The organism is Colwellia sp. BRX10-1, from assembly GCF_014077545.1.
In the GTDB taxonomy this organism is placed as follows: domain Bacteria; phylum Pseudomonadota; class Gammaproteobacteria; order Enterobacterales; family Alteromonadaceae; genus Colwellia_A.
The window spans coordinates 345,638-364,707 of record NZ_JACGWC010000001.1 but is presented as its reverse complement, the minus strand read 5'-3'; the positions used below and the strand labels follow the sequence as shown (position 1 = coordinate 364,707).

Sequence of the window (19,070 nt, the reverse complement as noted above, 5' to 3'; positions counted from 1 at the left end):
TAGTTAGCCAATATTTATAATCCAGTCGCTGGAAACACAAAAAGAAACCGTTATACTTTTACTTATGATGATACTTAAAAAACTACTATTTTTCTTTTACCTTTTTCCGTTCTTTATTTTAGCCGACAACCGTCTAAAGACAGACGGTAATCATCTAGGTAAAGCTAGAGTTACGCTGAAAGTCGCTATAGAGGAAATAGGTTATTCTCCCTATAATTATAAAGAAAATGGAGAAATAAAAGGTTTTACTATTGATGTTCTCGATTATATTAAAGCAAACTCAAAATATGATTTTGAGTTTGTCACTTTACCTTGGCCAAGAGCACTTTATCTCGTTGCAGAAGGTAAAGTTGATCTGATACTTACATTATTTAAAAATAAAAAGCGTGCAAAAACATATCACTTTATTGAACCCTCTTACGGTTATGAGATTAATCAATTATTTACGCTTGCCGATAATAATTTTCAATATAATGGGCGATTAAAGCAATTATTACCTTATTCAATTGGAACCAAAAGAGAGTTTTCCTATGGAAAAGCTTTTGATAGCGCTAACTATCTCACCAAATTACCAGCATTAACTGAAGAAGTATTATTAAAGCTGTTACTGACCAGGCGCATCGATATGGCTATATCTAATCCATATGTTTTTAATCAATTGATTAAAAAAAATAATGTTATCTCTAAAGTTCAGGCGATGGAGCCTTATGTTGCGAAAACGCCAGTCTACCTAGGATTAACCAAAGCTAGGGCGGATTCGAAAGAAATAAAAAAAACACTAGGATAACTCATCAAAAAATTTAAAGCAGCACCTTATTATCAAGTCCTTTTAAACAAATACCAACTCAATTTTAAATAACATACGTTAATTCGGTGAAGTGGCTTACTGGCACAGTAATGTCATGCCGCTAATATACTTCTAACTGATTTATAATGTTTTTTACTCAATATTGGTGTGCAAGGGCTAGTTTTTTATAAACACTTACTAGCGCCTAACCTTATCCATACTTTTATTTTTTCTGCGTCTGACAATACTGATCGCCATAGTAATTATTTGAGTAGTTACAATTAACCACAGCTTTTTTATCTGTTGGTGTATTAAAAATTGTCTTGATGTTATTAATAATATTTTTCATCTTAGTTACCTGATTTATTTTCGATAAAACGATTGTCACCTAACATTATCATTCAGTAAATTTCATAAAATTAAATATATAATTCTATAAAATGAAACGATTATTTAAGATAATGATCACTGCACTTTTCAGTAAGTTGTGCGATAAAAATATTTTTGAGGATAGTCAGCTCATCGGTCCTTACATAATTAGGTCTAATGATTAACGCGATTGTTCTGTGTGGCCCCGGTTCATTTAAATGAATAGCCCGGAGTTCAGATTCGTTATAAGTCAATTGATCTAAGGCCATTTGTGGTACGAGCGTTGTTCCTAGTTTACCGGCAACCATTTGGATCAGTGTATGCAAACTAGCAGAGCCAAAATCAGCACTTTGTTTTGGGTTTTGTAATTGACAAGCCGCTAGTGCATGTTCCTTTAGGCAATGGCCATCTTTTAACAACATTAGTTTTTCTGTCGCTAACTCTTCACTGGTAATTTCTTGGGTTTTCTGTGGACATTCATCCTTATGGCAGACTAAATAGAAGTCTTCTTGCCAAAAACTGAAACTCATTAAACCCTCTATAGGATAGGGTAACGCCAATATCGCTGCATCAATCGCTCCGGTTCGCACCATATCAACTAAGGTATGTGATTGTTCTTCTAGTATCTTCAATTTGAAATTTGGATATTGATGCCTAACTTCGGGCAACACCTTAGGCAAAAGGTATGGACCTATAGTTGGGATGACACCTATCGACATCGAACTAGAAAAAGGTTGATTGTCGCTTTTCGCAATTTGCAATAATTCATCTAGTTCTAGTTTTACTTGGCGAGCCTTATTAAGGATCAGCTGCCCCTTTTGAGTGACTAAGACTTGTTTGTTATTGCGCTCAAATATCATCATTCCCAACTGCTTTTCAAGCTCATTAATGGCCGTACTTAGCGCTGATTGAGAAACATTACATGCCTCTGCAGCTTTTTTAAAGTGTAAAGTCTTTTCGATAGCGAGTGCGTAATGAAGCTGTTTTATTGAAATCATATTTATAACGATAATTTATATTGAACATAGATATCATCCTAATCGAATTTATTGAATTAGTCATCTTGTTCGCAGGTAACTTATTTTGATATTGATATTCTCGATGGATAACGTGAAATCGACGGTCGCATAATCTCTTGTTTAGTTATCATAATAAATATTTAGTAATTCTGTTTTTTAGAATATTAAAATCTATTTAATCAAATTTATTTATCGTTCAACAGAATCTACTATACCCACATCGAAAGCAAACATGCTTTTAAAACAAAACCATTTAACTAAACATTTTTAAATAACAGAGGTAATACCCATGGCTCAAATAGGCAAAACTATCCCAGAATTTAAAGCTCAAGCATTTCATAACGATGAGTTTGTTGAAGTAACATCTGAGAGTACTAAAGGCAAATGGTCAATCTTTTTGTTCTACCCTGCAGATTTTACATTCGTTTGTCCAACTGAATTAGAAGACATGGCAAACCAGTATGAAGAGTTGCAAGGTCTTGGTGTTGAAGTTTACTCGGTATCAACAGATACACATTTTTCACATAAAGCATGGCACGATTCTTCAGAAGCGATTGGTAAAATTAAATTTCCGATGATTGGTGACCAAACTGGCACAATTACTCGTGGTTTTGATGTGATGATTGAAGAAGATCATATGGCACACCGCGGAACATTTTTAGTCGACCCAGATGGTGTTATTCAAGTTGCCCATATTCATGCGGGTGGTATCGGTCGAAGTGCAAAAGATATGGTGCGTAATGTAAAAGCTGCACAATATGTGCGTGAAAATGACGGTGAAGTATGTCCAGCAGCTTGGGAACAAGGTGAAGCAACCTTAACACCAAGTTTAGACTTAGTTGGTAAAATCTAAGACCGCAGTCTCGTTATGGGTGGAAGTCGTTATTCTGGTTAACCAGAATAACGACTTCCACCTTATTTCAAACAACAAAATGACAGCTCTTATGTCAAATTCAACAAGATAAATAATGAGGTAGCCCCATGTTAAGTGAAGATATTTTAAATGCAGTAAAAGCTTATACCCAAAATATGACCAACAAAGTATCACTAGTTTTACAGACGGGTGAACATCAAAAACGCAACGAATTAAAAGAATTTTTAACACAGTTAACATCAGTATCAGACAATCTACTACTTGTTGAACGCGATGATGGTTTACGCAGCCCTATTACGTTCTACTTAGAAATTGACGGTAACAATAATGGCATCCACTTTTCTGGTATTCCCAGTGGACATGAATTTAATTCGTTGATATTAGCTATTTTACAGTCATCTGGTACCGAACTGAAATTAGACAGCACCTTGACTAAAATGGTGCAAAAAATCAAAGAAGATTTGCACTTTGAAGTATTTATTTCCTTAAGTTGCCATAACTGTCCTGATGTTGTGCAATCGTTGAATCAGTTTGCCTTATTAAACGAAGGTATCAGCAGTGAAATGATTGATGGTGGCTTATTTAAGAACTTAATAGACGAACGTAATATTCAAGGTGTACCGAGTGTTTACCTTAATGGCGAATTATTTGCGAATGGAAAAATAGACACAGGTCAATTAGTCGATAAACTTATCGAACGTTTCCCTTATATTGTCGGTGGCGATGACAACGAGCAGTTACCGTTACAAGATATTACCGTTATAGGCGCAGGTCCTGCCGGTGTTGCTGCTGCTATTTATGCCGCTCGTAAAGGTTTGAAAGTGACTATTATTGCTGACCGTTTTGGTGGTCAGGTCAAAGATACCGTAGGTATTGAGAACTTAATTTCAGTCTCTAAAACGACCGGCACACAACTAACGGGTAATATGCAAGCGCACTTAAATGATTACGAGATCACGACAAGAGAGTTTGTACGTGTTGAAAAAATAGATAAAGGTGAGCCTGAGAGCAAAGTACCGAAAAAGCTACATCTTTCTAGCGGCGAAGTTATCGAATCTAAAACGGTGATCATTGCTACTGGGGCTAAATGGCGTGAACTTGGTATACCAGGAGAAAAAGAAAATATTGGTTCTGGTGTCGCTTATTGTCCACATTGTGATGGCCCATTTTTCAAAGGTAAAGATGTTGCTGTGGTTGGTGGTGGTAACTCAGGAATAGAAGCGGCATTAGATTTAGCAAGTATGGTTAATCATGTTACCGTCTTCGAATTCTTACCTGGCTTGAAAGCAGATAAAATATTGGTAGAAAAAGCGGAAGCGCATAAAAAGATCACCATCATTAAAAATGTTGCTACTAAAGAAGTGATTGCTGAAGGTGGTAAAGTTGTTGCTCTGGCTTATGAAGATAGAGCAACAGGGGAGATGAAGCAACAAAGCTTGTCGGGAATATTTATCCAAATAGGCTTATTACCCAACAGTGATTTTTTACAGGGTGTTGTTGAATGTACTAAATATGGCGAAGTCATCATTGACGAAAAATGTCAGACCTCTGAGCCGGGTATATTTGCTGCTGGAGATGTTTCTACCGTGCCTTATAAGCAAATTGTTATTGCGATGGGTGAGGGTTCAAAAGCATCCTTGTCAGCATTCGATTATCTTATTAGAGAAAGTTAATCAGCATCAACCACACATCTGAACTTATAGTATAGCTATTCGTTTAGATGTGTCTTATCAAAAGCCGTATAAATAAACCTTATACGGCTTTATAGTTTTTAATATTTAAAGCGACTAAATCAATTAATCGCTGCTGCGACTCGATACTGGCCCAAGCAATATGGGCAGTTATCGACAAGTTATCGATTTCTTTTTTCATTAAGGCATTAATTAACGGGTGACTCACTGTTGGCGGCTCATGTTCTAATACATCGAGCACGGCGTGAGATATGATTCTATTCTTTAATGCCTGCAGTAAATCCGCACTATTAACCAGTGCACCTCGAGCCGTGTTAATCAGTAACGCCGAGGGTTTCATAAGCGCTAAAGTTTCACTATTTATTAAGTTTATCGTCTCCTCGGTTTGTGGGCAGTGTAAGCTGATGATATCGGCTTTATTTAATACTTCAGTAAAGCTATGACGGTTTTCTCTTATTTTTATCGCATTAGGACGTTCAGCAATCATGACGTGCATATCAAAAGCTTGAGCAATTTTCGCTACCGCTTTACCTAAGTTGCCAAAACCAATAATGCCGATGGTTTTTCCTGCTAATTCTTGACTTCCTTTGCCATGAAAACAAAAAGTAGCACTGTTTTGCCAATGTCCTTGTTGAGTATTGGTGTTGTGGTGTGCGGTATTACTGAAATATTCAAGCATTTGCGCAAAGACATATTGACTGACTGAGGCTTGTGAGTAACCACTGACGTTTTTAACCGCAATTTTAAGTGCTTTAGCAGCAACTAGGTCAACATTATTCATACCTGTTGCGGCAATGCACACTAATTTTAGTTGGGGTAATTGCTCGAGTATATTTTTAGATAACAACACTTTGTTGGTGATAATAATCTCAGCCGTTTTACAACGTTCAATAATTTGACTGTCAGTGGTGGTGGCATAACAGCTTAATGTACTGACCTCAGACTTTATACGGGTCAAAGAAATGCTGGCACTAAAGGTTTGTTGATCTAAAAAAACGGTTTGCATAGCGAGTAGTCAAAAAGAAATTATGTTGTTAGCTTAATAGAAATCAAGATAAAAAAAAACGGCAATCAGCGTATATTTCTGTTTACCGTTTTATCATGTGATATTTATTTTATGGCATGAGTGTTACTTAGTTTAACCAGGACGACCATCTTCTCGTGCTTTTAGCAACATTGGCCCGTAGTAAAAAGTAAAGAGTCCAAAAGCAACCAACCAGAAAAAACCACTTATATCGACAAAGAGTAAAGTTTTTTCTGGTACTAACCAAGGCCCAAATACCCGAACCATAGCCGAGAGGGTAATAGATGCAAAAGCGACCGACATCATTTTAGGTGGGGTTAATGGTCGACCAGAATGCCCTAAAGAAACACGAGAAATCATTGCTAAAATAATCCCCCCCATGCCACCAATAGTTAATAGATGCCAAACATGATTACTGGGGATTTCATCAATAATGTAGCTAAACCCTAATAAGATAAGGCCAAACCAAATAAATTTAATGGCGAAATGTAATGACCATAAAAGTGGTACGCCCAGTGTTATCCAAGGTCGCCATCTCAACCAACGAATTAACTGAAATAAACCAGAAAAAATTAAGATAATGCCAAAAAACATCGGCACAAAACCCACTAATGGATGTAGCAACAACATCAGCATAGCAAGCAGTAAACTGCCATTAGCAAGTTTATCAAGTAAAGGAGCAGGGGTTGTTTTTGTGGTTTGTGTTCCATTAGCGGTGAACATTGGCACAACACGTCCAGACATAACGGACATTAAAAATACCACTAATAAAACACCGGCATAACCTGAGTAGCTCAACGAAAAACTTTGTGGGTAAAGGGTTGCTAAGTGCATTTCTCCATTGGCGATGGTAAACATCACCAATAGTGGTACAAAAAATAAATTTCGATACTGCTTTATCGCTAATATAGGTTTGGCGAGTGTATAAGCGATAGCTAATAAGAAACTTAAATCTATCAAAGCGCTTAATGTTGCCCCTAATAAGTCGGGCATTAACATGACCACTCGGCCTAATAACCATAGAAAGAATAAAGCGGCTAGGGGTTTGCCTTTAACACTGGCAATACCTGTCCAATTTTGCACTGCGGTGAGTAAAAAACCAACAATGATGGCACTGCCGAAACCAAAAATCATTTCATGAATATGCCACCAATAGCCACCACCGTAAGGTGAAAAGCTAATGGTCCCTTTATAGATTAACAACCATAAAGTAATGGCAATTAAACTAAAAACAGCGCCACCTAAAAAAAAGGGTCGGAAGCCTAAGCGAAATATTGGCAGAATTTTCTGCTCTTCATTTAAATCAGTAATTTGCATTATAGTTTGTATTTCAAATAATCAGTAAAGCCATATTAGCGTATTTATCAGAATAATCGTTGTGATAAATCAACTCTTATTATAATTGCCGCTTGATAATACAATTTAAAATTAATCTTGCAGATAAAGGGTAGAGAATATTGCTAAGGCTCAAGTTAATTTATCTATTTTTGCTCAGTGGTCATTAGTTGGCTGGTTTTTCTAATTGATACATTTCATCAGAAATATAATCAAGTTTTTCTGTTAATAATTGCTGGGCATCATAAATACCTTGATTATAATAATGATTGCCCATTTCCTTAGTAAAAAAATCAAGCAAAAAGTCAGCGTCAAACTGAGCGAGCTCTTGATCAAGTTCGCTTGCAAAATAATGCTGTAGTTTTTGAACCAGTAACTCCTTTTGTGCGGATGAAAACTTAATTTCACTCATATTATTCTCTGCTCTTTTAATAAAAATTCTTGACGAGATTATAACCATAATATTTCAATCAATTCTATCTTAAGGGATTATATTTCCTGCTGAAGTAGCGCCTTGATGTATCATAGGTATATACTTATGACCAAGCGTTAAGGTGGGTGGTTTAAGTGAAAGAGACATTGAAAAAATGGTGGCAAACTGATTGTCAATTTTGCCTTAAATACCGAAGAATGTTTATTTGGTTAATTATCATGATTGCAATAGATGCATTGTGGTTTAATCTTTTATTTTAAAAGTTGGAGTTATATATGGGATATCGTTGGACAGACTCATTAGAGTTAGCATTAGACTTAATGGAAGAGCATCCGGATGCTGATCCACTTAAATTACATTTTCCAGAATTGATGCAATGGGTGATAGCCCTCGATAATTTTGATGATGATCCTAAGCATTGTGGTGAAAGAGTGCTTGAGGCCATTCAATTAGCGTGGATTTCTGAAGTCGATTAGCGGCAGATAAATTTAAGGGTGATTTTTAGTCTTGTTTAGGTAATTGATTGTTTTATAAACCTCATCTGGCTTATACTACCACATATATCACTACCATGAATTTTGACTATTCATCAACCATATGGTCTACATCAAAAATTATTATGACAATAAATATTAAACGTCCGTTATATATCCACTATGCTGGTCCAAGTCTTTTAGAAACCCCCCTATTAAATAAAGGTAGCGCTTTTGACGAAGAGGAGCGCACTAATTTTAACTTAATGGGCTTATTGCCGCCCCGTTATGAAACAATAGACGAGCAAGTTGAACGTGCTTTTATGCAATATAATAAGTTTCGAACCAACTTAAATAAGCATATTTATTTACGTACAATTCATGATAACAACGAAACTTTATTTTTCAGGCTCGTTCAGGCGCACTTAGCTGAGATGATGCCGATTATTTATACGCCGACAGTAGGTGATGCGTGTGAGCAATTTTCAGATATTTATCGTAGCTCGCGTGGATTATTTATTTCTTATGAAGATAGACATCACATGGATGATATTCTTCGTAATGCGACAAAAAATAAAATAAAAGTCATTGTTGTTACCGATGGCGAGCGTATTCTTGGTCTGGGTGACCAAGGCATAGGTGGAATGGGTATTCCGATCGGCAAGCTTTCACTTTATACCGCTTGTGGCGGCATTAGCCCCGCGTATACTTTACCGGTAATGCTCGATGTTGGTACCAATAACGAAAAGTTATTGAATGACCCTATGTATATGGGGCGTCGTCATAAACGTATTAATCAAGAAGAATACAACGAGTTCGTTGACATGTTTATTCAAGCAGTGAAACGTCGTTGGCCACATGTATTATTGCAATTTGAAGATTTTGCTCAACCCAATGCCACACCATTACTTAATAAGTATCGTGATGAAATTTGTTGTTTCAATGATGATATTCAAGGAACCGCCTCAGTGACTGTCGGTACTTTACTAGCAGCATGCCGCATTAAAGGGCGTAAGCTTGCTAAAGAAACCACATTATCACAGCAAAAAGTTGTCTTTGTTGGCAGTGGCTCTGCCGGTTGCGGTATTGCCGAACAAATTATTGCGCAAATGGTCAGTGAAGGTATTTCTGCAAAACAAGCACGCAGTCAAATTTTTATGGTCGACCGTTTTGGTTTATTAACCGATGGTATGGCTGATTTACGAGACTTTCAGCAAAAACTGGTGCAATCACCTCGTACAATTTCTACGTGGGCTGTTTCAGGGCGATATGCGACATTATTAGAAGTGATGAATAATGCTCAGCCAGATATTTTAATCGGCGTGTCAGGTGTGCCGGGTTTATTTACCGAACCTGTGATTAGAGCAATGAAATCACACTGTCCAATGCCGATTATTTTCCCGCTTAGTAATCCTATTAAACAAGTAGAAGCTACGCCAACACAAGTCATTAATTGGACGCAAGGCGAGGTCATTGTTGCAACCGGCAGTCCATTTAAACCCGTTGAATATCAAGGTAAAACTTTTCCTATCGTGCAATGTAATAATAGTTATATTTTTCCTGGTTTAGGTTTGGGTATTGTTTCAGCCAATATTAACCGTGTTACCGATGAAATGTTAATGGTTGCCAGCGAAACTCTTGCTAAAGCTTCACCATTAGCCAACACCGGGCTGGGTGAACTCTTACCTCCACTCACTGAGATTGCCAGTTTAAGTCGAAAAATAGCCTTTGCTGTCGCGAAAGTCGCTTTTGATCAAAACTTAGCTTTACGCATCGATGATGAAAGTTTACTCGCAAAAATAGAACAGAACTTTTGGCAACCAGAATATCGACAGTATCGTCGAAGCAGTGTGTAGTTAGTATTTTGTTACTCATATAAAAAAAGCTGACTCAATGTCAGTTTTTTTATATCTGCTTATTTTACGCCTTAAAGTATGATTAAAATCGATGATGTTTTACTCAAGGAGATGAAAAACGCTAAGGTCGGTATGTCGCTTTTGCTTTAGAGAGTAAAAAGCAACTTACGTTACCCATATCTCTAGAAGGATTCGAGGCCGGATTCAAGACATTAAAATCAAAAAGAGTACTAAGTGAATAATATTAGTTTTTTTGTTCAAATTCGTCTATAATCGCGCCAAAATTTATACACCTATTTTATCTAAAATATATATAAGGGCTTATCATGGCTATCGAACGTACTTTTTCTATCGTAAAACCAGACGCAGTTGCTAAAAACTTCATTGGTCAAATTTATAACCGTTTTGAAACTGCTGGTTTAAAAATTGTTGCTTCTAAAATGATTCACTTAAGCCAAGAAAAAGCTGAAGGCTTTTACGCTGAACATAGCGAACGTCCTTTCTTTGGCGCTTTAGTTTCATTCATGACTTCTGGTCCGGTTATGGTTCAAGTTTTAGAAGGCGAAAACGCTGTTCTTAAAAACCGTGAAATCATGGGTGCTACTAACCCAGCTGAAGCACTTGCTGGTACTATCCGTGCTGATCTTGCTGATAGCATCGACGAAAATGCTGCTCACGGTTCTGACGCTTTAGAATCTGCTGCACGTGAAATTGCTTACTTCTTCTCAGATGACGAAATTTGCCCACGCACTCGTTAATCTGATATTAAACGTTGTTAATGGCGAAACTTCTGTAAGAAAAGTGCTCACTTACTAACGTAAGCTCCGCGCTATCCTTTTTGAATTTTCATCATTAACTTAGTTTAATCTAGAAATAGAATATTAAAGGGTTTTACTGTTTCCAGTAAAATCCTTTTGTTATTTTTAGAGTTATAATAAACCTTAAGTTTTTTAATTTACTAACCCTTTGTTTTACATAAAGAGAAATTTAATTAAAAACATTAAGGTTTGATATAATTTGATCTGTAAATTGTCATGTTTTGTATGAAAGCTGTACAATTGTTTTTTGTAATTTTGTTGTTTGAGAAGTAGTGAATCATGAGTGAAGTGACTGAAGTTGTAAGCCCGACCGTATCTGCGGTAAAGAAGAAAGTAAATCTATTAAACTTGGACCATCAAGGGATGCGTGAATACTTTGCTTCAATTGGCGAAAAGCCATTTCGTGCCGATCAAATGATGAAATGGATATATCATTTTGGTTACTCTGATTTTGAATTAATGACTAATTTGAACAAAAAATTACGTGAAAAATTACAACGTGAAACAGAAATTAGTGCACCAGAAATATCTGAAAAGCAAGTATCAACTGACGGCACGATAAAATACTCTTTACGCCTCGAAGGCGGTCAAGAAGTTGAAACAGTGTGGATCCCTGAAAACGATCGCGCAACATTATGTGTATCCTCGCAAGTCGGTTGTGCACTTGAATGTACGTTTTGTGCCACGGCGCAACAAGGCTTTAATCGCAATTTGTCTATGAGCGAAATTATTGGTCAAGTATGGCGTGTTGCTAATGATATTGGCGCGACACGTATCGCTGGAAAACGTCCCATTACTAATATTGTTATGATGGGAATGGGCGAGCCGCTTTTAAATATGAAAAATTTAATTCCAGCGCTTGATACTATGTTAAATGATTTAGGCTACGGCCTCTCAAAACGTCGAGTAACAGTGAGTACTTCTGGTGTAGTACCGGCGCTTGATATGTTAAAAGAAAAAATAGATTGTGCATTAGCCATTTCAATTCACGCGGGTAACAACGAGCTTCGTGATGTATTGGTCCCAATAAACAAAAAGTATCCTTTAGAAGAGTTTATTGCGGCAGCTGGACGTTATATTGATGGTTCAAAAGCTAATAAGCAGGCAACGATTGAATATGTGATGTTAGATCATGTTAATGACAGTACTGACCAAGCACATGAACTTGCTATCGCTTTGAAAGATTTACCGAGTAAAATCAATCTGATCCCGTTTAATCCTTACCCTGGATCGCCTTATAAACGTTCAAGTAATTCACGTATTGACCGTTTTGATAAAGTATTGCAGTCATATGGTTTAACCGTTATTACTCGCCGTACCCGTGGTGATGATATTGATGCGGCTTGTGGCCAATTAGCCGGTGATGTTTTTGATAGAACAAAGCGAACAGCAATGAACTCTTCAAAAAATGACGAGTCTAAAGCCCAAGAGATTTCAGTTAAACTGGTCTAACACTTTATTCTCGAGGTATTTATACCCGTTCGACAGCATACTAGTTCAACAAGCATCTTGAAGTAGATCGGGTATAGGTATAATCTGTAATTATTACATTACGATAAGTGACATTCTGCCATATGATTAAATTTCTGCCGCGGTTATTTATAACGAGCGTTATCGCTTTGTTAATTGTCCTTTCTGGGTGTGTAACACAAAATTATGAGAACGACAGTACAATACCTGTAGTAGAAAGTGACTCAAGTAATAATGAAATGGCGATGACTCGAATTTCATTAGGTCTTGGCTATTTAAAAATGGGAAATACTAGCCAAGCGAAGTTAAATTTGGAAAAAGCAAAGCGCTTTTCACCGAACTTATCCCAAGTTTATACGGCGTTTGCTCATTATTATGATGTGGTTGGCGAATCACAGCTTGCTACCAATGCTTATGAACAGGCGTTATCAATCGATGAAAAAAATCCAGATACCTTAAATAATTATGGGGTTTTTCTTTGTCGACATGAAAAGTATGCCGACGCTGAAAAATACACTTTAAAAGCGATAGCAATCCCAACCTACTTAATGGTCTCGCAAAGTTACGAAAACCTCGCGCTTTGTCAACTAAAAGCCGGTGAATTTGTTAAGGCTGAAAAATACTTTACAAAATCTATTCAGCATAGTCCTAATCGTGCATCAGCTTTATTACAAATGGTTCGCTTACAGTACGCTATTGGTGATTATAAATCCGCGCAACGTTATGTGAAACGTTATGAAAAAGCAACTCGTCGCTTTAGTCCTGAAGCACTTTCATTGGCTTATAAGGTTTTTGAAAAGCAGCGCAATTATCGTACAGCTAAAAATTATGCCAGTATGTTGGTAAAAATGTTCCCAACTTCTTACCAAGCTAAGCAATATATTTTAAATGCGCTTGAGCATACTGAAGCGGATGACTTAGCAAAGATTTATCAAGCATCGATATTAACAACTAGTGACGCTTTACCACCGAAACGTGTCGTTGTTTTATCACCGAACAAGCCCCAAAAAAAACGGCTAAAACAACAGGCTAAAAAAGCAACAGTTGCTAAAAGTACTAACGTAGAGACGATGAGTATCAAGGATACCCAAGAACAGTTAAAGGATGACCTTGAAGCAAAAATACATATTATTGTCAAAGGCGACAGTTTATTTAGCCTCTCAAAAAAATACAATATTCATATGAAGACACTAGAGCGCTGGAATAATATTACTCGTAGCGATATTTTAAAGCTAGGCCAAACGTTCTATGTTTATTTACCAGAGCATACTGATACTATGCCAACCAACAATGCTACTAATAAAGTTGAACAAGAGAAAACCCAATGACCCATGTTGAAACGCCTAATAATATCAAAAAGGCACAAGCTACTGCATCATCAGAACCCTTGCATAACAGTTCCGAAGACGACCTTTCTGACAATAGTAAAATCATTGGGCCGGGACAAATTCTTAGTGATGCTAGAAAAAAAGCAGGCTTAACTCAGCAAGAGGTTGCGAGTAAACTCAATTTTCGTCTTACTTTAGTTAATGAGATAGAAAGTGAGCTGTTTAATAGTAATTTGCCGGAAACTTATAATCGCGGCTATTTACGTAGCTATGCAAAATTAGTTAATGTTTCTCAAGATGATGTATTGGTAAGCTATGAACAATTAAATATAGCTAAAGCACAAGTTTCTAAACTACAAAGTTTTTCTAAAGGCACGGAAAAGTTAGCAGAAAGTAATCGTATTATGTGGATAAGCTATATCATTTTAGCCATTCTCATTGGTTCTACTATGATGTGGTGGTTGCAAAATAATAAAGAACAAGCTCAAACGCTGGCTGAAGATATTGAGATAATTACTCAAAGTGCTGACGATGTTAACGAAAATCAAACGAGTGATCTTTCGACAGTTAACATTGATAACGTGACTAAAACTATTACTGAGGCACCTTTAGCTACTGCCGTGTTAGAGCCGCAAAGTAATGATATTACACCCGCAGCGGTTAATGTAGAAAATAGTCAAGTGAGCGAAGCTGACATCATTGCAGTTGAAAATACCCCAACAGCAGAGGAAGCATTGACTGAAGTGCCTTTAACTGAAGTCATTTTTACTTTTTCTGGTGACTGTTGGGTAAATATTTCAGATTCAACAGGTGAGCGCATTGCTTGGGGTGTGAAAAAATTGGGTTACGTTATGACAATATCTGGGCAAGCACCTTTTGATGTTACCCTAGGAAGACCTGAATTAGTGGCAATAAACTTTGCCGATGAAGTCATTGATATGAGTCAGTTTAACAGTGGTAATATCGCTAAATTTACTTTGCCTGTTACCAATTAGTCATTAGCATTTTGTATAAATAACGTTTGTTGCGCTTAAGTGACAAACCACCAAAGTTGTGAATTATTATGTTTAAAGAATCTCCAATCATCCGCCGTAAATCTCGTCAAATAATGGTGGGTAATGTTCCTGTTGGTGGCGATGCACCGATAACTGTGCAGTCAATGACCAATACGTTGACGACTGATGTGGCAGCAACCGTTGCACAAATTAAAGCATTAGAAGGTGTGGGTGCTGATATTGTTCGGGTGAGCGTACCGACGATGGATGCAGCCGAAGCCTTTCGCGAAATTAAAAAACTAGTGAAAGTTCCACTGGTTGCTGATATCCATTTTGATTATCGAATCGCCTTAAAAGTTGCTGAGTATGGCGCAGATTGTTTACGTATTAATCCTGGTAATATCGGCCGCGAAGACCGAGTGCGTAGTGTTGTTGAATGTGCACGTGACTTAAATATTCCTATTCGTATTGGTGTAAATGGTGGTTCATTAGAAAAGGATATCCAAGAAAAATATACTGAACCAACGCCAGAAGCACTTTTTGAATCGGCAATGCGTCATGTTGATATTCTAGATAGGCTTAATTTCGATCAGTTTAAGGTTAGTGTTAAAGCCTCAGATGTATTTCTTGCGGTCGAATCTTACCGTTTATTAGCAAAACAGATTGATAACCCACTTCACCTTGGTATTACCGAAGCAGGTGGCTTGCGCTCTGGCTCAGTAAAGTCTTCTGTAGGTTTAGGCTTGTTATTAGCTGAAGGAATTGGCGACACGTTACGCATTTCTTTGGCAGCAGATCCCATAGAAGAAATTAAAGTCGGTTTTGATATTTTAAAGTCACTAAAATTACGTAGTCGAGGTATCAATCTTATTGCTTGTCCAAGCTGTTCTCGCCAAGAGTTTGATGTTATCGCCACCGTTAATGCGTTAGAACAACGTATTGAAGATATATTAACGCCAATGGATGTTTCTATTATTGGTTGTATTGTTAATGGTCCGGGTGAAGCGATTATTTCTGATTTGGGCTTAACGGGTAGTAGCCGAAAAAGTGGTTATTATTTAGATGGCATCCGCCAAAAAGATCGCTTTGATAATAATAACTTAGTAGACCAGCTCGAAGAGCGAATTCGTGCTAAAGCGAAACTTCTTGATGCGGCTTACAAAATAAAATTTAAAGAAATAGAGTAATAAAATAACTTTAAAAAGAGCGAAACGTTATAGCGGTGACAGTTCAGTTGAAACCTGCATTTTGAGGTATCACAGCTGCACTATTTACGTTTCGTCTCAAACTGCCTATAATGCGCGCTGCACTTAATTTTTCCCGTTTTATATAAATATCTATTTTATACAATAGATGAAAGAGAGCCTTACTTTGAGCAAAACATTACAAGCCGTCAGAGGGATGAACGACTGTTTACCCACTGAAACTCCTATTTGGCAAATGGTTGAATCAGTTTTACGCCGAGTTGCTAGTAGCTATGGTTTTGCTGAAATACGTATGCCGATTGTCGAGTCTACTGGACTTTTTAAACGATCTATTGGTGAAGTTACTGATATCGTTGAAAAAGAGATGTACACTTTTGATGACCGTAACGGTGATAGCTTAACACTGCGACCAGAAGGTACAGCATCATGTGTGCGTGCAGGCAATCAGCATGGTTTATTATATAACCAAGAACAACGTTTATGGTACATGGGGCCGATGTTTAGGCATGAACGCCCACAAAAAGGTCGTTATCGTCAGTTCCACCAATTCGGCTTAGAAGCCTTTGGAATTGGAACACCTGACATAGACGCAGAAATTATTATGCTAACTTCTCGTCTTTGGCGGGAACTTGGCATCAATGAGTTTGTCACACTAGAGCTAAACTCGTTAGGTTCAAATGAAGAGCGTGCAAATTATCGCGATGCTTTAGTTGTTTTCTTAACAGAAAAAGAAGATCAGCTTGATGAAGACTCTAAACGCAGAATGCATACCAATCCATTACGCGTTTTAGACAGTAAAAATAAAGATGTACAAGCCGCTTTAGTGGGCGCACCAAAATTAAGTGATTATTTTGATGATGAATCTAAAGCTCACTTTGCGGGTGTTTGTCAGCGTTTAGATGCTGCGGGTATTAACTATGTGATTAATGACCGCTTAGTTCGCGGTTTAGATTATTACAATCGTACGGTATTTGAATGGGTGACTGACAGCTTAGGCGCACAAGGTACTATTTGTGCGGGTGGTCGTTATGATGGCTTAGTCGAACAACTTGGTGGCAAAGCAACACCAGCATTTGGTTTTGCCTTAGGCATTGAACGCTTGGTACTCATGTTAACGAGCTTAGAAAAAGCTAACAATATTCGTGCACAAGTTGATGTTTATGTTATTGGTTTAGGTGAGGGGGTTGATATTCAAGCAGCGCTACTCAGTGAACAATGGCGTGACCAAGTTAAAGATATTCGCATACAAAACCACTGCGGTGGTGGTAATATGAAAAAACAAATGAAACGGGCAGATAAATCGAGTGCGCAAGTAGCAATTATCATCGGTGAAGATGAACTTGCTGAGCAAAGCGTGACGATAAAATATTTGCGTGGACAACAAGAACAACAGAAGGTGTCGCTTGAACAAGTGCCAGCTTTATTAAACAGTTTAATTTAAGGTGAAGTAGTGGACGTTTATCAAACAGAAGAACAACAAGTCGAAGCCATCAAAGGTTTTTGGAAAGAAAATGGTACTGCAGTTATTGCCGGTTTAGTTTTAGGTTTTGCTGGTTTTATTGGCTTTAACGTATATAAAGATACCCAACTTGAGAATGAAGTTTTAACGTCTGATGCTTATCAAACAGTGATGGAAAGTGCTGGTGTAGACGGAAAGGCTTTTTCAGCAAGTGCAAGTAAATTTATTGCTGAAAATAAAGACTCTAGCTACGCTTCATTAACGGCGCTTGCGCTAGCAAAAGAAGCGGCTACTCATAAAGATTGGCCACAAGTTGCTATTCACTTGGCAAGTGCTATTGAAAGCTCTACCAATCAAGGTATTAAAGCTATCGCAAGTGTTCGATTAGCGCGTGTGCAAATTCAACTTGAGCAATACACTGAAGCATTGGCAACCCTATCGGTTACACTGCCAGAGTCATTTAAAAGTGCGATTGAAGAAACTAAAGGCGATGCATATTTCAAGCAAGGTAAAGTAGAACTTGCTCGTAATGCTTATCAAGCAGCACTTGACGTTGAAGGTCAAACAAATAATGGTGCCTTACAAATGAAATTAAATGATTTAGCCCAATTATCATCGATTGCTAAATAAAGAGGCTAATCATTCATATGTTAAAAAAATTACGCTTTAATAGAAAGTTATTAGTGATAGCGCTAGTGTCCTTAGGGCTTGTCGCTTGTTCTTCAACTGACGAAGAAGATGAAGCGACTAAAGTTGCTGAATTAACAGAAATCAAACAAGCTTTTGATGCTGATGTGCTCTGGGAAACCAGTGTCGGTAATGGTGTTAGCGATTATTTTTCACGTATTAAACCTAATGTTGCTTACGGCAAACTTTACAGTGCTAGTCGTTACGGTGATGTTGTTGCTTTGGAACTAGAAAATGGTGAAGAAATTTGGTCAACAGATTTAAGTGATGTAAAAGGCGAACGCGGCTTTTTTGAACGTCGACAATCTGCTTTATTAAATGGCGGCCCGATTTTAGGTATTCAAAAAGTCTTTATTGGCAGTGAAAATGGCGAAGTATTCGCATTAGATGCTGATACAGGTAAGCTTGATTGGCAAGGAAAAGTAAAAGGCGAAGTTATTGCAGCTCCCGCTATTGATGCTGGTATTTTAGTTGTCAATACTGCTTCAGGTGTCATCAAGGCTTTTAACGCTTCGAACGGTCAAGATGAATGGCAAATCGAACAAGAAGTACCAGCATTAACGTTACGTGGTGTTAGTTCGCCAGCGATTTCTTCTGGTGGTGTGATGGTTGGTTCAGCTAATGGAACCATGAGCGTCTATATTCTTGAAACTGGTCAACAAGGTTGGACAGTAGAAGTTGGTGAAGCCGGTGGCTCGACACAATTAGAGCGAGTCATAGATGTTGACTCTGCGCCACTTATTTATGGCGATAAAGTTTATAGTATTTCTGTAAAGGGTAATTTGACCGCTATAGATTTACGTACCGGTCGGATGATTTGGGAACGTCAGTATTCGTCATATCATGATATGGCTATTAGTGGTAACAGCCTATTTTTAACTGATATTAAAGGTCATATTTATGCGGTTGACCGTTTAAACGGTTTTGAAAAGTGGAGCCAACTTGCACTGACTAATCGTGGTGTTACCGGTCCTGCTATTATTAGTGATTATATTGTTGTTGGCGACTTTGAAGGCTATCTTCATTTTATCGACCAAACAACAGGTGATATCGTTGCACGTCATGAAGTTGACAGTAGCGGTTTAAATATAGCACCCACTGTACACGAAAATATTATTTACGCGCAATCACGTAATGGTGATTTGCAAGCGATAAAAATTCCATAAGTCTTTTTATCAGCTAGAATTAAACGGCTCCATTGCAGAATGCATTGGAGCCGTTGTTTGTTATTAAATAGAGTAAAAGTT

Annotated in this window: 17 protein-coding genes; 13 read left to right on the top strand and 4 right to left on the bottom strand. The window is 37.5% G+C overall.

What is annotated here, in order from left to right; genetic code table 11:
* Positions 1-64: 64 nt before the first annotated feature.
* Positions 65-787 carry an ABC transporter substrate-binding protein gene (locus H4J75_RS01585; protein WP_182221158.1) on the top strand — a complete coding sequence of 241 codons (723 nt, stop codon included), beginning with the start codon at positions 65-67 and terminating at the stop codon, positions 785-787.
* Between the two features lie 449 nt (positions 788-1,236).
* On the opposite strand, the gene H4J75_RS01580 is transcribed toward H4J75_RS01585, so the two are convergent.
* A complete protein-coding gene (locus H4J75_RS01580; RefSeq protein WP_182221157.1) occupies positions 1,237-2,154 on the bottom strand; it encodes a hydrogen peroxide-inducible genes activator in 918 nt (305 codons plus the stop codon).
* A gap of 310 nt (positions 2,155-2,464) precedes the next feature.
* Here H4J75_RS01580 and ahpC point away from each other — a divergent pair, with 310 nt between their 5' ends.
* Positions 2,465-3,028, top strand: coding sequence for an alkyl hydroperoxide reductase subunit C (gene ahpC, locus H4J75_RS01575; protein WP_070374813.1), 564 nt, complete (start codon positions 2,465-2,467; stop codon positions 3,026-3,028).
* Positions 3,029-3,156: 128 nt separating this feature from the next.
* Positions 3,157-4,722, top strand: a complete 1,566-nt coding sequence (gene ahpF / locus H4J75_RS01570; RefSeq protein ID WP_182213255.1) for an alkyl hydroperoxide reductase subunit F — start codon at positions 3,157-3,159, stop codon at positions 4,720-4,722.
* Positions 4,723-4,801: 79 nt separating this feature from the next.
* Here the strand turns inward: ahpF and H4J75_RS01565 are convergent, their stop codons facing one another.
* The 3 genes from H4J75_RS01565 to H4J75_RS01555 all read right to left on the bottom strand — a co-directional run bounded on the left by H4J75_RS01565 (position 4,802) and on the right by H4J75_RS01555 (position 7,511).
* Positions 4,802-5,746, bottom strand: a complete 945-nt coding sequence (locus tag H4J75_RS01565; RefSeq protein ID WP_182221156.1) for a D-2-hydroxyacid dehydrogenase — start codon at positions 5,744-5,746, stop codon at positions 4,802-4,804.
* A gap of 132 nt (positions 5,747-5,878) precedes the next feature.
* Positions 5,879-7,081 carry an NnrS family protein gene (locus H4J75_RS01560; RefSeq protein WP_182221155.1) on the bottom strand — a complete coding sequence of 401 codons (1,203 nt, stop codon included), beginning with the start codon at positions 7,079-7,081 and terminating at the stop codon, positions 5,879-5,881.
* Between the two features lie 184 nt (positions 7,082-7,265).
* Entirely contained in the window at positions 7,266-7,511 is a 246-nt protein-coding gene (locus tag H4J75_RS01555) for a DUF2164 domain-containing protein (RefSeq protein WP_182213260.1), read from the bottom strand.
* A gap of 296 nt (positions 7,512-7,807) precedes the next feature.
* Here H4J75_RS01555 and iscX point away from each other — a divergent pair, with 296 nt between their 5' ends.
* The 10 genes from iscX (at position 7,808) to bamB (ending at position 18,989) form a co-directional block, all read left to right on the top strand.
* Positions 7,808-8,008, top strand: coding sequence for a Fe-S cluster assembly protein IscX (gene iscX, locus H4J75_RS01550; RefSeq protein WP_070374809.1), 201 nt, complete (start codon positions 7,808-7,810; stop codon positions 8,006-8,008).
* Positions 8,009-8,151: 143 nt separating this feature from the next.
* Positions 8,152-9,861 carry an NAD-dependent malic enzyme gene (locus H4J75_RS01545; protein WP_182213262.1) on the top strand — a complete coding sequence of 570 codons (1,710 nt, stop codon included), beginning with the start codon at positions 8,152-8,154 and terminating at the stop codon, positions 9,859-9,861.
* Positions 9,862-10,187: 326 nt separating this feature from the next.
* Complete coding sequence (gene ndk, locus H4J75_RS01540; protein ID WP_070374808.1) at positions 10,188-10,619, top strand: nucleoside-diphosphate kinase; 432 nt, start codon at positions 10,188-10,190, stop codon at positions 10,617-10,619.
* Between the two features lie 339 nt (positions 10,620-10,958).
* On the top strand, positions 10,959-12,131 hold the full coding sequence (locus tag H4J75_RS01535; RefSeq protein WP_070374807.1) for a bifunctional tRNA (adenosine(37)-C2)-methyltransferase TrmG/ribosomal RNA large subunit methyltransferase RlmN: 1,173 nt from the start codon (positions 10,959-10,961) through the stop codon (positions 12,129-12,131).
* Between the two features lie 122 nt (positions 12,132-12,253).
* On the top strand, positions 12,254-13,477 hold the full coding sequence (gene pilW / locus H4J75_RS01530; RefSeq protein WP_182213265.1) for a type IV pilus biogenesis/stability protein PilW: 1,224 nt from the start codon (positions 12,254-12,256) through the stop codon (positions 13,475-13,477).
* Positions 13,474-14,472: a RodZ domain-containing protein gene (locus H4J75_RS01525; protein ID WP_182221154.1), complete on the top strand. Its 999-nt coding sequence runs from the start codon at positions 13,474-13,476 to the stop codon at positions 14,470-14,472. Before pilW ends, H4J75_RS01525 begins: the two co-directional genes overlap by 4 nt.
* A gap of 68 nt (positions 14,473-14,540) precedes the next feature.
* Positions 14,541-15,659 (top strand): flavodoxin-dependent (E)-4-hydroxy-3-methylbut-2-enyl-diphosphate synthase, encoded by a 1,119-nt coding sequence (ispG, locus tag H4J75_RS01520; protein WP_070374804.1) that lies wholly within the window; start codon positions 14,541-14,543, stop codon positions 15,657-15,659.
* A gap of 184 nt (positions 15,660-15,843) precedes the next feature.
* Positions 15,844-17,118, top strand: coding sequence for a histidine--tRNA ligase (gene hisS / locus H4J75_RS01515; protein ID WP_182213268.1), 1,275 nt, complete (start codon positions 15,844-15,846; stop codon positions 17,116-17,118).
* A 9-nt stretch (positions 17,119-17,127) separates the two neighbouring features.
* Positions 17,128-17,766, top strand: a complete 639-nt coding sequence (locus H4J75_RS01510) for a tetratricopeptide repeat protein (protein ID WP_182221153.1) — start codon at positions 17,128-17,130, stop codon at positions 17,764-17,766.
* A gap of 17 nt (positions 17,767-17,783) precedes the next feature.
* Positions 17,784-18,989 carry an outer membrane protein assembly factor BamB gene (bamB, locus tag H4J75_RS01505; protein WP_182221152.1) on the top strand — a complete coding sequence of 402 codons (1,206 nt, stop codon included), beginning with the start codon at positions 17,784-17,786 and terminating at the stop codon, positions 18,987-18,989.
* Positions 18,990-19,070: the final 81 nt, after the last annotated feature.